The organism is Leifsonia araucanica, from assembly GCF_051161895.1.
In the GTDB taxonomy this organism is placed as follows: Bacteria; Actinomycetota; Actinomycetes; order Actinomycetales; family Microbacteriaceae; genus Leifsonia.
In genome coordinates, this window is the sequence record NZ_JBMBTW010000002.1 from 223,922 (window position 1) to 236,463 (window position 12,542).

The 12,542-nt window shown below is 70.0% G+C and carries 15 protein-coding genes; 9 read left to right on the forward strand and 6 right to left on the reverse strand.

Annotation, left to right across the window (positions count from 1 at the left end; genetic code table 11):
• Window positions 1-2 precede the first annotated feature (2 nt).
• From ACN6M5_RS01035 to ACN6M5_RS01045, 3 genes are all read left to right on the forward strand, one after another.
• On the forward strand, window positions 3-1,511 hold the full coding sequence (locus ACN6M5_RS01035; protein ID WP_434948203.1) for an aldehyde dehydrogenase family protein: 1,509 nt from the start codon (window positions 3-5) through the stop codon (window positions 1,509-1,511).
• Window positions 1,508-2,368, forward strand: a complete 861-nt coding sequence (locus ACN6M5_RS01040; protein WP_434948204.1) for an aldehyde dehydrogenase family protein — start codon at window positions 1,508-1,510, stop codon at window positions 2,366-2,368. Before ACN6M5_RS01035 ends, ACN6M5_RS01040 begins: the two co-directional genes overlap by 4 nt.
• A 113-nt stretch (window positions 2,369-2,481) precedes the next feature.
• Window positions 2,482-3,075 (forward strand): SGNH/GDSL hydrolase family protein, encoded by a 594-nt coding sequence (locus ACN6M5_RS01045; protein WP_434948205.1) that lies wholly within the window; start codon window positions 2,482-2,484, stop codon window positions 3,073-3,075.
• A 16-nt stretch (window positions 3,076-3,091) separates the two neighbouring features.
• Here the strand turns inward: ACN6M5_RS01045 and ACN6M5_RS01050 are convergent, their stop codons facing one another.
• The 4 genes from ACN6M5_RS01050 to ACN6M5_RS01065 are packed head-to-tail and all read right to left on the reverse strand — an operon-like array spanning window position 3,092 to window position 5,254.
• Entirely contained in the window at window positions 3,092-4,198 is a 1,107-nt protein-coding gene (locus ACN6M5_RS01050; protein ID WP_434948206.1) for a M20/M25/M40 family metallo-hydrolase, read from the reverse strand.
• Window positions 4,198-4,449 carry a hypothetical protein gene (locus tag ACN6M5_RS01055; RefSeq protein WP_434948207.1) on the reverse strand — a complete coding sequence of 84 codons (252 nt, stop codon included), beginning with the start codon at window positions 4,447-4,449 and terminating at the stop codon, window positions 4,198-4,200. The genes ACN6M5_RS01050 and ACN6M5_RS01055 overlap by 1 nt, the downstream gene beginning before the upstream one ends.
• A complete protein-coding gene (locus ACN6M5_RS01060; RefSeq protein WP_434952278.1) occupies window positions 4,446-4,979 on the reverse strand; it encodes an O-acetyl-ADP-ribose deacetylase in 534 nt (177 codons plus the stop codon). Before ACN6M5_RS01060 ends, ACN6M5_RS01055 begins: the two co-directional genes overlap by 4 nt.
• Window positions 4,976-5,254 (reverse strand): metal-sensitive transcriptional regulator, encoded by a 279-nt coding sequence (locus ACN6M5_RS01065; RefSeq protein WP_085369317.1) that lies wholly within the window; start codon window positions 5,252-5,254, stop codon window positions 4,976-4,978. Before ACN6M5_RS01065 ends, ACN6M5_RS01060 begins: the two co-directional genes overlap by 4 nt.
• Before the next feature lie 61 nt (window positions 5,255-5,315).
• On the opposite strand from ACN6M5_RS01065, the gene ACN6M5_RS01070 reads away from it, so the two are divergent.
• From ACN6M5_RS01070 to ACN6M5_RS01090, 5 genes are all read left to right on the forward strand, one after another.
• On the forward strand, window positions 5,316-5,540 hold the full coding sequence (locus tag ACN6M5_RS01070) for a heavy-metal-associated domain-containing protein (RefSeq protein WP_168689089.1): 225 nt from the start codon (window positions 5,316-5,318) through the stop codon (window positions 5,538-5,540).
• Complete coding sequence (locus ACN6M5_RS01075) at window positions 5,537-7,759, forward strand: heavy metal translocating P-type ATPase (RefSeq protein WP_434948208.1); 2,223 nt, start codon at window positions 5,537-5,539, stop codon at window positions 7,757-7,759. The genes ACN6M5_RS01070 and ACN6M5_RS01075 overlap by 4 nt, the downstream gene beginning before the upstream one ends.
• 180 nt (window positions 7,760-7,939) lie before the next feature.
• On the forward strand, window positions 7,940-8,365 hold the full coding sequence (locus ACN6M5_RS01080; protein ID WP_085369314.1) for an RbsD/FucU family protein: 426 nt from the start codon (window positions 7,940-7,942) through the stop codon (window positions 8,363-8,365).
• A 93-nt stretch (window positions 8,366-8,458) separates the two neighbouring features.
• Window positions 8,459-8,800 carry a DUF6804 family protein gene (locus ACN6M5_RS01085; RefSeq protein WP_434948209.1) on the forward strand — a complete coding sequence of 114 codons (342 nt, stop codon included), beginning with the start codon at window positions 8,459-8,461 and terminating at the stop codon, window positions 8,798-8,800.
• Window positions 8,801-8,972: 172 nt separating this feature from the next.
• On the forward strand, window positions 8,973-11,129 hold the full coding sequence (locus tag ACN6M5_RS01090; protein ID WP_434948210.1) for a DEAD/DEAH box helicase: 2,157 nt from the start codon (window positions 8,973-8,975) through the stop codon (window positions 11,127-11,129).
• A gap of 25 nt (window positions 11,130-11,154) precedes the next feature.
• Here the strand turns inward: ACN6M5_RS01090 and ACN6M5_RS01095 are convergent, their stop codons facing one another.
• Together ACN6M5_RS01095 and ACN6M5_RS01100 are read right to left on the reverse strand one after the other, a co-directional pair.
• Window positions 11,155-11,349 (reverse strand): hypothetical protein, encoded by a 195-nt coding sequence (locus ACN6M5_RS01095; RefSeq protein ID WP_168689091.1) that lies wholly within the window; start codon window positions 11,347-11,349, stop codon window positions 11,155-11,157.
• 45 nt (window positions 11,350-11,394) lie between these two features.
• Window positions 11,395-11,787 (reverse strand): DUF3224 domain-containing protein, encoded by a 393-nt coding sequence (locus ACN6M5_RS01100; RefSeq protein ID WP_168689092.1) that lies wholly within the window; start codon window positions 11,785-11,787, stop codon window positions 11,395-11,397.
• 75 nt (window positions 11,788-11,862) lie between these two features.
• Between ACN6M5_RS01100 and ACN6M5_RS01105 the strand changes: the two genes are divergently transcribed.
• Window positions 11,863-12,528 carry a CYTH domain-containing protein gene (locus ACN6M5_RS01105; protein WP_434948211.1) on the forward strand — a complete coding sequence of 222 codons (666 nt, stop codon included), beginning with the start codon at window positions 11,863-11,865 and terminating at the stop codon, window positions 12,526-12,528.
• Window positions 12,529-12,542 lie beyond the last annotated feature (14 nt).

The window sequence follows — 12,542 nt, forward strand, 5'->3', positions numbered from 1 at the left end:
CAATGAGTTTCCTCGAATACGCACCAGCGCCGGAGTCCAGGGCCATCCTGAACCTGCGCGACCAGTACGGCCTCTTCATCGACGGCGAGTTCGTCGAGGGCAACGGCACCCCGTTCCAGACCATCTCCCCGGCGACGGAGGAGCGCATCGCCACCATCGCGACGGCGAACACCGCCGACGTGGATGCTGCCGTCGCCGCAGCGCGCCGGTCGTACGAGCGCGTGTGGTCGAAGATGAGCGGCAGCGACCGCGGCAAGTACCTGTTCCGCATCGCGCGCCTCGTCCAGGAGCGCGCCCGCGAGCTCGCGGTGGCGGAGAGCCTCGACAACGGCAAGCCGATCAAGGAGAGCAGGGATGTGGACGTCCCGCTCGTCGCCGCCTGGTTCTTCTACTACGCGGGATGGGCGGACAAGCTCGACCACGCCGGTCTCGGCCCTGCGCCCCGCGCGCTCGGGGTCGCCGCCCAGGTGATCCCGTGGAACTTCCCGCTGCTGATGCTCGCCTGGAAGATCGCCCCGGCCCTGGCGGCGGGCAACACGGTCGTGCTGAAGCCGGCGGAGACCACCCCGCTGACCGCGCTCCTGTTCGCCGAGATCGTGCAGCAGGCGGGCCTCCCCGCCGGCGTCGTCAACATCGTCACCGGTGCGGGCGAGACCGGTCGCGACCTGGTCGACCACCCGGATGTGAACAAGGTCGCCTTCACCGGCTCCACCGCCGTCGGCAGGGAGATCGCCCGCGCCGTCGCAGGAACCGACAAGAAGCTGACCCTCGAACTCGGCGGCAAGGCGGCGAACATCGTCTTCGACGACGCCCCGATCGACCAGGCCGTCGAGGGCATCGTCAACGGCATCTTCTTCAACCAGGGGCACGTCTGCTGCGCAGGCAGCCGCCTGCTGGTGCAGGAGAGCATCCACGACGAGGTCGTCGACCGTCTGAAGAACCGCCTGTCGACGCTGCGCCTCGGCGACCCGCTCGACAAGAACACCGACATCGGCGCGATCAACAGCGCAGAGCAGCTGCAGCGCATCCGGGAGCTGTCCGACATCGGGGAGGCGGAGGGGGCTGACCGCTGGACGGCCGACTGCGCCATCCCGGAGAACGGGTTCTGGTTCGCGCCGACGATCTTCGACAACGTCTCCACCAGCCACCGGATCGCCCGCGAGGAGATCTTCGGGCCGGTGCTCTCCGTGCTCACCTTCCGCACGCCCGCCGAGGCCATCGCGAAGGCGAACAACACCCCGTACGGCCTGTCCGCCGGCATCTGGAGCGACAAGGGCAGCCGCATCCTGGCCGTGGCGGACAAGCTGCGCGCCGGTGTGATCTGGGCGAACACCTTCAACAGGTTCGACCCGGCCAGCCCGTTCGGCGGATACAAGGAGTCCGGCTACGGCCGCGAGGGCGGTCGCCACGGGCTCGCCGCGTACCTGACGCCCGGCCGCGCGCTCGGCGGCTCGTCCGCCGCGGCGCTGACCTCCGCATCCACCACGACCCGCAAGGGAGCGAAGAAATGAGCCGCCTGACCGTGCCGAAGACCTACAAGCTCTACATCGGCGGAAAGTTCCCGCGCAGCGAGTCCGGTCGCACGTACGAGGTCGTCTCCGCGAAGGGCGCCTTCCTGGCCAACGCGGCGAAGGCGTCCCGCAAGGACGCCCGGGATGCCGTGGTCGCCGCCCGCGGAGCGCTCGGCGGCTGGGCGGGCGCCACCGCGTACAACCGCGGCCAGGTGCTCTACCGCATCGCCGAACTGATGGAGGGCCGTCGCGCCCAGTTCGTCGACGAGGTGCAGCAGACGGAGGGCGTCTCCGCCTCCGTCGCCAGCGCGCAGGTGGACGAGGCGATCGACCGCTGGGTCTGGTACGCGGGCTGGGCGGACAAGTTCGCGCAGGTCGTCGGAAACGCCAACCCGGTCGCCGGGCCGTACTTCAACATCTCGGTGCCGGAGCCCACCGGTGTGGTCGCGATCGTCGCCCCGCAGGACACCGGGCTGCTCGGCTTCGTGAGCGCCGTCGCCCCCGCGCTGGTGGCGGGAAACACGGTGGTCGTGGTGGCGAGCGAGCGCTTCCCGCTGTCCGCGATCAGCCTGAGCGAGGTGCTCGCGACGAGCGACGTGCCCGGCGGTGTGGTGAACATCCTGACCGGCTCCCCGGCCGAGATCGCACCGTGGCTCGCCTCGCACGCCGACGTCAACGCGCTCGACCTGGTCGGCGCGGGCGGCCTCGAGTGGATCGACCTGCAGATCGCGGCGGCCGACACGCTGAAGCGCGTCCTCACCCCGGAGAACGGTCCGGATGCGGCGGCGCCGTCGCTCGACAGGATCGCGTTCTTCACCGAGACGAAGACGGTCTGGCACACCAAGTCGCTGATCTGATCCCGACCGATCCGTGCATCCATGAGGGGTGTACCGCAGCCCTGCGCAGCGGTACACCCCTCGCGCCTTTGCGCATCATGGGGGAGGATGAAGGAAAGACTTAGGAGGTCCGGATGACGGATCAGGGGATGTCGGGTATGGGTCCGACCGCCCTCGTCGGAGACAGTCTCACGCAGGGCGGCGACTGGCAGGCGTGGATGCCGGGGGAGACCATCTACAACTTCGGGGTCGGGGGAGACACCACGGACGACGTGGTGGCCCGTCTGTGGGATGTGATCAACGCGCAGCCCACCGTCGTGGTGCTGCTGATCGGCACGAACGACCTCGCCTGGCGGCGCTCGGTCGAGCACATCGTGCGCAACGTGGAGACCATCCTGGTCACGCTGCGCAGGGAGCTGCAGGAGACGCGCATCCTGGTGCAGTCGGTGCTGCCGCGCGGCCACGAGTTCGCGGACCAGATCCGCGACATCAACCGCCACCTGTGGCAGTTCGCGCCCACCGTGCACGCACAGTGGCTCGACCTCTGGCCCGCTCTGGCGCTGGAGGACGGCGAACTGAACCCCGCATACAGCGAGGACCGCCTGCACCTCAACGACGAGGGATACCGCGTCTGGCTGAACGAGCTGGTGCCCGCCCTGGAACGCCTGCGCCAGCAGCCGCCGACCAGCCGCGCGATCACGCTGCCCGACCTGGGCGGGGCGGCGTAACGCCGCCTGCACGCGGTCAGCGGCTGCGCAGCAGCCGCTCGTAGAAGCGGATCCCGCGGAGCCAGGTGGCCACGTGGATGCGCTCGTTGCGGGCGTGCAGCGTCGCCCGCTCCTCCCCGCTCATCTCGAACGGGGTGAAGCGGTAGACCGCGTCGCTGATCGTGGTGAAGTGGCGGCTGTCGCTGGCGCCGAGCATGATGTACGGCGTCACCACCGCATCCGGATGCACGGCCGAGATGCTGCCGGCGATCGCGTCCCACTCCTGACCGGTGGTGGGGGACACCGGCGACGGTTCGCTCGGGTCGATCGCCTCGATGCGCACCAGCGGGTCGCGGACGGCGCGGCGGAGGTGTGTCATGGTCTCGGCGACGCTCGACCCGACGGCGATGCGGACGTTGACGACCGCTTCGGCGGTCTCCGGCAGGGCGTTCGCGGCGAGGCTGCCGGACAGCTGCGTGACCGCCGTCGTCGTGCGCACGATCGCGCGGGTCTCGTCGCTCACCCGGCCGAGCACGGCGACCAGTGCGGGCTTCAGGCGCCTGGCCCGGGTGAACACCGCGCGCAGCGGGCCGGTGGCGTGGGCGCCGAGCGTCTCCACCATCTGCAGGTTGGTCTCGCTGAGGCCGGCGGGGAACGGTTTCGCGTTCAGCCGCGTGATCGCGCGCGCCAGCCGCACCGTCGCGGTCAGCTTGGGCGGGGTGGAGGCGTGCCCTCCGTTCTGCTCGACCGTCAGCCGGACGCTCGTGATGCCCTTCTCGCTGACGCCGACGACCGCGATCGGCTTCGCGACGCCGGGGAAGATGCCCTCGACGACCGCACCGCCCTCGTCGAGCACTAGGGCCGGCCGCACGCCGCGGTCGGCGAGGGAGGCGACGATCGTCTTCGCCCCGGACCCGACGGTCTCCTCGTCGTGGCCGAAGCTGAGGTACACGTCCGCGGCAGGGGTGTGGCCGGCGGCGACCAGCGCATCCACTGCTTCGAGGATGGCGACGAGGGCTCCCTTGTCGTCGAGGGTGCCTCTGCTCCACAGCACGCGGGCGTCGCCTGTTCCGGTGAGCTCGGCGCCGAACGGCGGGTGCTCCCAGCCGTCGTCGGTGGCCGGCACCACGTCGTAGTGCGCCATCAGGACGGTGGGGGCGCCGTCGCCTGCGCCGCGCCAGCGGTAGAGCAGCGGTAGAGCAGGGAGTGGCCGTGCTGCTCCCGTTCGAGCGCGGCGTGCAGGTGCGGATACAGCTCGGGCAGCGTGGCGATGAAGGTGTCGAACGCCTCCCAGTCCGTCTGTTCGACCGCATTGCGGGACATGGTCGGGATGCGCAGGAGCGTGCGGAAGCGGTCGATGGCGGCATCGTCGTCGATGCGCGCTGGATCGCTCACTCTCCCGCCGCCCGGCGGAACGCTGCGAGGGCGTCGTCGGAGTAGAGCACGAAGCGCACCAGCTCCACCGGCCCGAACGACGCGGCGAGCACGGCGCGGACCGTGCTGACCGCGATGCGGGCGGCGTCGTCCATCGGCCAGCCGTAGACCCCTGCGGAGATCGCGGGGAAGGCCACCGAGGTCGCGCCGACCTCGCGTGCGACGCGCAGCGATGAACGGTAGGCGTTCTGCAGCAGCTCTGTCCTGTCCTCCGTTGCGGACCAGACGGGGCCGACCGCGTGGATGACCCACGTGGCGTCGAGCTCGCCGGCGGTGGTGGCGACGGCCTGGCCGGTGGGGAGCCCATCCGGGAACGTCGTCGCGCGCAGTTCGCGGCAGGCGTCGAGGATGGCCGCACCGCCGCGGCGGTGGATGGCGCCGTCGACGCCTCCTCCGCCCAGGAGGGAGCTGTTCGCGGCGTTGACGATGGCGTCGACGTGCTCGTCGGTGATGTCGCCGCGGACGATCTGGATCAGGTCGTCCACCGTCAGCCCCTGTTGTTGGAGAGCTCGTACACCTTCAGCAGCTCGACGATGGCGTCGTCGCGCTGGCTGCCGCCCTCGTCGAACATCTCGGTGACGTGCGTCTTGAGATGGTTCTCGACGAGCAGCTTGTTGAGCGAGCCGAGCGACTTCTGGATGGCGAGGGACTGGGTGATGATGTCGATGCAGTAGTCCTCGTTCTCGATCATCTTCTCCAGGCCTCTCAGCTGGCCTTCGAGGATGCGCGTGCGGTGCATGGCGCGTTTCTTGATGTCTGCGATCACCCGTCCAGGATACCGCGCCGATCCCATATACCCCTATGGGGTATGTGTTACAGTCGAAGACATGGAAACGAGCTACGACATCCAGGGCATGACCTGCGCGCACTGCGCGCACGCGGTGAGCGAAGAGCTGGGGGCGCTCGACGGCGTCACGGCTGTGGCGGTCGACGTGGCGGCAGGCACGGCGACGGTCACCAGCGACGCCGCTCTCGCACGGGATGCGGTCCAGAGCGCGGTCGAAGAGGCCGGGTACACGCTGGCGCACCCCCGACAGCTTCCCCTGCTGTGACGAGCGCCGACACGGCCGCTCCCGGCATCCAGCTCGACCTCGCGATCGACGGGATGATCTGCGCCAGCTGCGTCGCCCGCGTCGAGAAGCGGCTCGGCAGGATCGACGGCGTCACCGCCAGCGTCAACCTCGCCACCGAACGGGCCAGGGTCACGGCCCCCGCGTCCATCGATCCAGCTCTGCTGGTCGCCGAGGTGCAGAAGGCCGGATACGGCGCGCACGTCATCGAAGCGGTGGAGCCACCCCGGGATGCGTCGTCGTCGTCCGCCCTGCGCCTGCGGCTGATCGTCAGCGCGGCGCTCACCGTGCCTGTCGTGCTGCTGGCCATGATCCCGGCCTGGCAGTTCTGGGGCTGGCAGTGGGTGTCGCTGCTGCTGGCGACGCCGGTGGTGCTGTGGGGCGGCTGGCCGTTCCACCGCTCTGCGGCGATGAACCTGCGGCACGGGGCGGCCACGATGGACACGCTCGTGTCGCTCGGCACGGCCGCCGCCTACCTGTGGTCGCTGTGGGCGCTCGTCTTCGGCACGGCGGGCGAACTGGGGATGCGGCATCCGTTCACCCTCGTCGCGGAGCCGGGCAGCGCATCCGGGGCCATCTACCTGGAGGTCGCTGCCGGCGTCACGACGTTCCTGCTGCTCGGGCGGTTCGTGGAGGAGCGGTCGAAGCGGAGGGCGGGCGCCGCGCTGCGCGAACTGCTGCAGGCCGGGGCGAAGGACGTCGCGATCCTGACCGGCGACGGGTCGGAGACGCGCGTTCCGGTCTCCGCGCTCGCCGTCGGCGATCGGTTCGTGGTGCGGCCGGGCGAACGCATCGCCGCGGACGGCGTGGTGCAGGACGGCGCCGCCGCCGTCGACACCAGCGCGATGACGGGGGAGTCCGTGCCGGTCGAGGTGTCACAGGGCGACACGGTCGCCGGAGGTACCATCGCGCACGCCGGCACGCTGGTGGTGCGCGCATCCCGGGTCGGAGCGGACACGCAGCTGGCCAGGATGGCGAAATTGGTGGAGGAGGCCCAGCTCGGCAAGGCGGCCGTCCAGCGACTGGCCGACCGGATCTCCGGCGTCTTCGTGCCCGTGGTCATCGCGCTCGCCCTGGCCACTTTCGGCGTGTGGATGCTCCTCGGCGGCGGCACGTCCGCCGCGATCTCCGCCGCGGTCGCCGTGCTCATCGTCGCCTGCCCGTGTGCGCTCGGTCTGGCGACCCCGACCGCGCTGCTGGTCGGCACGGGACGCGCCGCCCAGCTCGGCATCCTGATCACCGGCCCGGAGGTGCTCGAACGCACGGGCCGCATCGACACGATCGTGTTCGACAAGACCGGAACCCTCACCACCGGAGCGATGACGGTCACCGGCGTCGTGACGGCGGACGGGGTGGATGCGCAGGAGGTGCTGCTGCTCGCCGCGTCGGCCGAGCGCGGGTCGGAGCATCCGATCGGCCGGGCGATCGCTGCGGCAGTGGATGCGCATGCTCCCGTCACCGGATTCCGCGCCGTGGCCGGCTTCGGCGTGACCGCGCAGGTGGATGGACGGACGGTCGCCGTCGCACGCGCCGACACGCACGCGACGCTCCCTGACGTGCTCTCCAACGCGCTACGCGACGCCAGGGCGGCGGGCGCCACGGCGGTCGTCGTCTCCGTCGACGACGCACCGGCCGCGGTCCTCAGCGTCACGGACCCGCTGCGTCCGGACGCCGCAGAGGCGATCGGCCGGGTGCGGGCGCTCGGCCTGGAGCCCGTGGTGCTGAGCGGCGACCACGAGGAGACCGTGCGCGCCGTGGTCGCGCCGTTGCGCATCCAGCGCGTGGTGGGCGGGGCGACGCCGGAGGGCAAGGCGCAAGCCGTCCGGCGGATGCAGGACGACGGCCGGTCGGTGGCGATGGTCGGGGACGGCGTCAACGACGCTGCGGCGCTCGCGGCCGCCGATCTGGGCATCGCGATGGGCTCGGGCTCGGATGTCGCCATCGAGGCGGGCGACCTCACGCTGCTGCGCTCGGATCCGGTACTCGTGGCGGACGCGATCCGGCTGTCCAGGCGCACGGTCTCGATCATCAGAGGCAACCTGTTCTGGGCGTTCGCGTACAACGTCGCGGCCATCCCGATCGCGGCGTCCGGGCTGCTCAACCCGATGATCGCCGGGGCGGCGATGGCGTTCTCGAGCGTGTTCGTGGTGCTCAACAGCCTGCGGTTGCGACGGTTTTCCGGGCGTACGGTTTCTTCCTGACGCGGGCGTCATATTCGGCGCCGGGATGCGTCCATATCAGTGACCCTGTGTGCGATCTGAACAGTATCCCGGCGTGCCGCGTGCATTCACCCCTGAATGGGGGGTGGGGGAGGACATACTGCCGGGTCTATCCTCCACATAGGGGTTGAGAAATATTCGTTTTACAGGAAAGGCCCGACTTTGCTGAAGAACCTCAGCCCGCTGCTGTCCGGTGCGCTCTTGAGCGTCCTTGATTCCATGCACGATGGCGACATGCTTACCCTTGTCGGCAGCGGCTATCCACAAGAAGAAATAGTTTCACCCGTCATTCATCTCGGAGAGGTGACGACTGAAGCCGCGGCCGACGCGATTCTCAGTGTGTTCCCTCTCGACAACGACGATCCGTCGCCGATCACGTTCCTCGATCTCGCCGGTGAACCGTACGATGTCCCAGACGTGGCGTTCGCGGTGAACGGCATCGCTTCCGATGCCGAACTCCGTCGCGTGCCCATGACCCGTCTGGAGCTCGGCGAATTCGTCGAGCTCGCCCGCCATTCCGTTGTGACCGTGAGCGTGGGGTCGGACGCCCCACCATGCGCGTTCCTGTTGCGGAAAGGCCCCTGCTGAATCACACGCACAGCTGAACGTGGGCGTGCCGGAGCCTCATCGGCGCCGGCACGCCCCACCAGCGTGGATGCTCCTGCCGTAGACTCGGTGACCGTGTCCCGACCCACCACGCAGCCGACCTTCAACCGCGCGGCTCTCGCGCCCGGCATCCTCGGGGCGATCGTCCTGATCGGCGGCCTCGCCCTGATCGGGGGCGAGTGGTACCTCTACGTGCAGTATGCGGTGAGCATCCTCGCGCTCATCCTCTGCGTCTTCGCCGGACAGGCCAAGCAGTGGTGGTGGCTGGCCGGTCTGATCCCCGTCGCCGTGCTCTGGAACCCGGTCTGGCCGATCACCTTCGGAGACGTGGTCATCCGTCTCCTGCACCTCGCGGGCGCCGTGCTCTTCGTCGCCGTCGCGGTCACCGTGAAGATCCCCGTCGATCCGCGTCGCTGATTCGCGCATCCTCGCGTAAACTGGTGGTCGCGTCGCGAGTTCCTGCACGACGCGTCCCCGGCGCTCACCGCGGCGGGCGGGACCATTCGGTTCCCCGCCCGGACGCTGCGCCGGCCCTCACGCCATACGGCGTCCGCTCTTCGTCAGCGCGCGACGCTCCCCCTGGAGGACCATGTCTCGTTCCGGTCAACGCACCAGCTCGTCGCGCCAGCAGCAGCGACGCACCCGCCACGCGAACAACGACGGGCTGATCCCCGTCCTCGCGCGCAAAGTGCGGGAGGTGGAGGCGAAGGCCGCGGACGGCAAGAAGCTCGGACCGACCAATCGCACCAAGTTCCAGGTCATCGCGTTCCTCATGCGCGAGGAGAGGGCCAGGGCCAAGTCGGACCCCGAGCTGAGCGACGCCGCTCGCGCGGAGCAGCTGAAGCGTCTGGACGGCATCGCGACCATCCTGGCCAAGACGGCAGCGCGCGACACCTCGCTCATCGCCCTGCTGGAGAGCGAGTCCCCTCCCACGGCGACCGCGCAGACCATGCGCAGGGACTGGCTGCTCGAATCGGGCACGGAGCTCTCGCCGGACGACCTCATCATCACCGTGGAGCGTCCCGTCGCCAAGCAGGACAGCGTCATCACGCCGGAGCTCGCCGAGAAGCAGGTCATCCCGCAGTCCGTGCGTGCCAGGCAGCTCTCGAACCCGTTCCTCGCCCCCGACTTCTCGAAGGCCACGGCCGCGCAATCCGCTCCGCGGCGCCGACTCGACTCGTGGGAGCTGCTCGGCCCGCTGTTCAAGTCGTTCGAGTACGGCTCAGGCGGCCAGGCGGCCAGCATGGAGCTGCCGCCCGCTCCGGCCATCGACCGGTATTCGCCTCCCGGCCTCGAGCTGATGCACCACCAGGCCCGCTTCGTGGAGAGCGTCCGGCTCGGCCACCGCAGCTTCCTGCTCGCCGACGAGCCGGGCCTCGGCAAGACGGCGCAGTCCGTCCTCGCTGCCAGCGTCGCCGGCGCGTATCCACTGCTCGCCGTCGTGCCGAACGTCGTCAAGATGAACTGGGCGCGCGAGGTGGAGCGCTGGACGCCGCACCGCAGAGCGACGGTCATCCACGGAGACGGCGAGGGCCTGGATGCGTTCGCCGACGTCGTCATCGTCAACTACGAGGTCCTGGATCGGCACCTCGCCTGGCTGAGCACGCTCGGCTTCAAGGGCATGGTCGTCGACGAGGCGCACTTCATCAAGAACCTGCACTCGCAGCGCTCCAAGTACGTGCTCGGGCTCGCGGACGCGATCAAGAAGAACGGCGACCCCTTGCTGATGGCGCTCACCGGCACCCCGCTGATCAACGACATCGACGACTTCAAGGCCATCTGGCAGTTCCTCGGCTGGATCGACGGCAACAAGCCGGCGCCGGCCCTGATGGAGAAGCTCGAGGAGACCGAGCTGACGCCGGCCGACTTCGGCTTCTACGCCGCCGCGCGCGAGGCCGTCATCGACATGGGCATCGTCCGCCGCCGCAAGATCGACGTGGCCGCCGACCTGCCGAGCCGCCGCGTGGTCGACCTGCCGGTCGAGCTGGACGACGACCTCGGCCGTAGCATCCGCCAGGCGGAGAAGGAGCTGGCCGCACGCCTCGTCGCCAAGTTCCGCCGCGCATCCGCCGCCGGCCGGCCGGACTCGTTCGACGGAGACGACGACGCGCACCGTGCGCACCTCATCCGCCTCGTCGCGCAGTCTGAGCTGGAGGACGCACGCTCGTCCAAGAGCGGCGACAACGTCTTCACGATGGTCCGCAAGATCGGCCAGGCGAAGGCGGGGCTGGCCTCCGACTACGCCGCGCAGCTCGCGCGCTCCGTCGGCAAGGTGGTGTTCTTCGCCAAGCACATCGACGTGATGGATGCGGCGGAGGAGGCCTTCGCCGCCCGCGACCTCAAGACGATCTCGATCCGCGGAGACCAGACCGCGATCGCCCGCCAGCGGGAGATCGACGCGTTCAACAACGACCCGGAGGTGTCGGTGGCGGTGTGCTCGCTGACCGCCGCGGGCGTCGGGCTCAACCTGCAGGCGGCATCCAACGTCGTCCTGGCCGAGCTGTCCTGGACGGCGGCGGAGCAGACCCAGGCCATCGACCGCGTGCACCGCATCGGCCAGGAGGAGCCGGTCACGGCGTGGAGGATCATCGCCGCGCAGACCATCGACTCCAAGATCGCCGAACTGATCGACGCCAAGCAGGGCCTCGCGGCTCGCGCGCTCGATGGCTCGGATGTCGAGCCGGGCTCGGCGGACTCCGTGCAGCTGGATGCGCTCATCCACCTGCTGGAGGACGCGCTGGGCTAGTCGCCCGGGTGGGGGCCGCGCCGCCTCAGGCGATGTCGGCGTCGTCCGGGTCGAGAGGCACCGGCCGGTCGTCGTCCGGGACGAGGTCGTCGTCCTCGTCGTCGGCGACGGGCAGGTCGTCCTCGTCGCGAACGATGGGGGCCGGCTCGTAGTCGGCCTCCTGGGCTTCGCGGAAGTCGTCCAGCTCGTCGTCGCCGCCGCGCGTGTCGCTCTCGGTCATGCACCGAGGGTACCTCTCGCGCCTGCCGCGGTCGAGAGGCGAGTGTCAGCCGAGCGTGAAGACGAAGTACGGCCCTCTGCCGTCGTGCAGGATGCGCGCCTGGCCGGAGAATGCGGCGAAATCGCCCGTCCCCGTGCCGGGGATGATGTAGCCGAACGCCGAGTCGTCGCTCGGGTGCTGCAGCGCGCCGTGGTGCACGGTGAACGAGCCGGTCCTGCCGTCGTCGAGGGTGCCCGTCACCCGCTCGGCCGCGAGGTAGCCGCGGCTCTCCTCCGTGCCGGACGACACGAAGTGCGCGACGGACTCTCCGACCAGTCCCTCCGTGTACGTCTTCCGCATGGTGATCGCTCCGACCCAGTCCCCGTCGATGCCGGGAAGCTCTGCCGGGTCCCAGCCGGTGACCTCGAATCGGGCGGTGATCGTCTCGTGCTCGCTCATCCCCTCACCATAGAGAGGGGGCCGGTCGCCGTCTTGTAATTTCGCGACAGAGCGAATCTGCACTAGACAAGGGGCATGCCACAGCACTCCCAGGTCGAGATCGAGCGCAAATACGACGTCGACGAGACCACGGCCCCTCCGCTGCTGGTGGGCGTCGGCGCTGTCGCCACGCAGACGGAACCGGAGACCGCCGAACTCGTCGCCACCTACTTCGACACCGCAGACCTCACCCTGGCGCACGCGAGGATCGCGGTGCGCGTCCGCCGCGGGGGAGCCGACCAGGGCTGGCATGTGAAGCTGCCGGCCGAGGAAGGCCGCACAGAGCTGCACTGGCCGCTGACCGACGGGGACGACGTTCCGGAGGAGCTGATCGCCTCCGTCGCCGCCGTGGTCCCGGATGCGCGGATCGCCTCCGTCGCCGCCGTGGTCCCGGATGCGCGGATCGCGGAGGCGGAGCTGGTGCCGGTGGCCAGGGTCACCAACCGGCGCGTCACCGTCGTGCTGCAGGATGCGGCCGGGTTCGACCTCGCCGAGTTCTGCGACGACCACGTCACCAGCGAGAACCTCCGCAGCGGGGGCACCCAGTCGTGGCGCGAGTGGGAGGTCGAGCTGCTGAGCGGCGCACCAGACACCCGCTCCGGCCGCACCGCGCTGCTCGACGAGATCGAGGAGCGCGTGCTCGCCGCGGGCGCCGTGGTGTCGGCGAGCTCGTCCAAGCTGCAGCGCGCGCTCGGGCTCTAGCGGCAGCGCGAGCG

What these genes read in the sequence shown, in the direction of transcription:
- ACN6M5_RS01050 (WP_434948206.1), bottom strand. Translation starts at nt 4,198, where the DNA reads ATGGCGCACTACGACGTGGTGCCGGCCACCGACGACGGCTGGGAGCAC.
- ACN6M5_RS01105 (WP_434948211.1), top strand. Translation starts at nt 11,863, where the DNA reads ATGCCACAGCACTCCCAGGTCGAGATCGAGCGCAAATACGACGTCGAC.
- ACN6M5_RS01070 (WP_168689089.1), top strand. Translation starts at nt 5,316, where the DNA reads ATGGAAACGAGCTACGACATCCAGGGCATGACCTGCGCGCACTGCGCG.
- ACN6M5_RS01100 (WP_168689092.1), bottom strand. Translation starts at nt 11,787, where the DNA reads ATGAGCGAGCACGAGACGATCACCGCCCGATTCGAGGTCACCGGCTGG.
- ACN6M5_RS01045 (WP_434948205.1), top strand. Translation starts at nt 2,482, where the DNA reads ATGACGGATCAGGGGATGTCGGGTATGGGTCCGACCGCCCTCGTCGGA.
- ACN6M5_RS01090 (WP_434948210.1), top strand. Translation starts at nt 8,973, where the DNA reads ATGTCTCGTTCCGGTCAACGCACCAGCTCGTCGCGCCAGCAGCAGCGA.
- ACN6M5_RS01095 (WP_168689091.1), bottom strand. Translation starts at nt 11,349, where the DNA reads ATGACCGAGAGCGACACGCGCGGCGGCGACGACGAGCTGGACGACTTC.
- ACN6M5_RS01035 (WP_434948203.1), top strand. Translation starts at nt 3, where the DNA reads ATGAGTTTCCTCGAATACGCACCAGCGCCGGAGTCCAGGGCCATCCTG.
- ACN6M5_RS01040 (WP_434948204.1), top strand. Translation starts at nt 1,508, where the DNA reads ATGAGCCGCCTGACCGTGCCGAAGACCTACAAGCTCTACATCGGCGGA.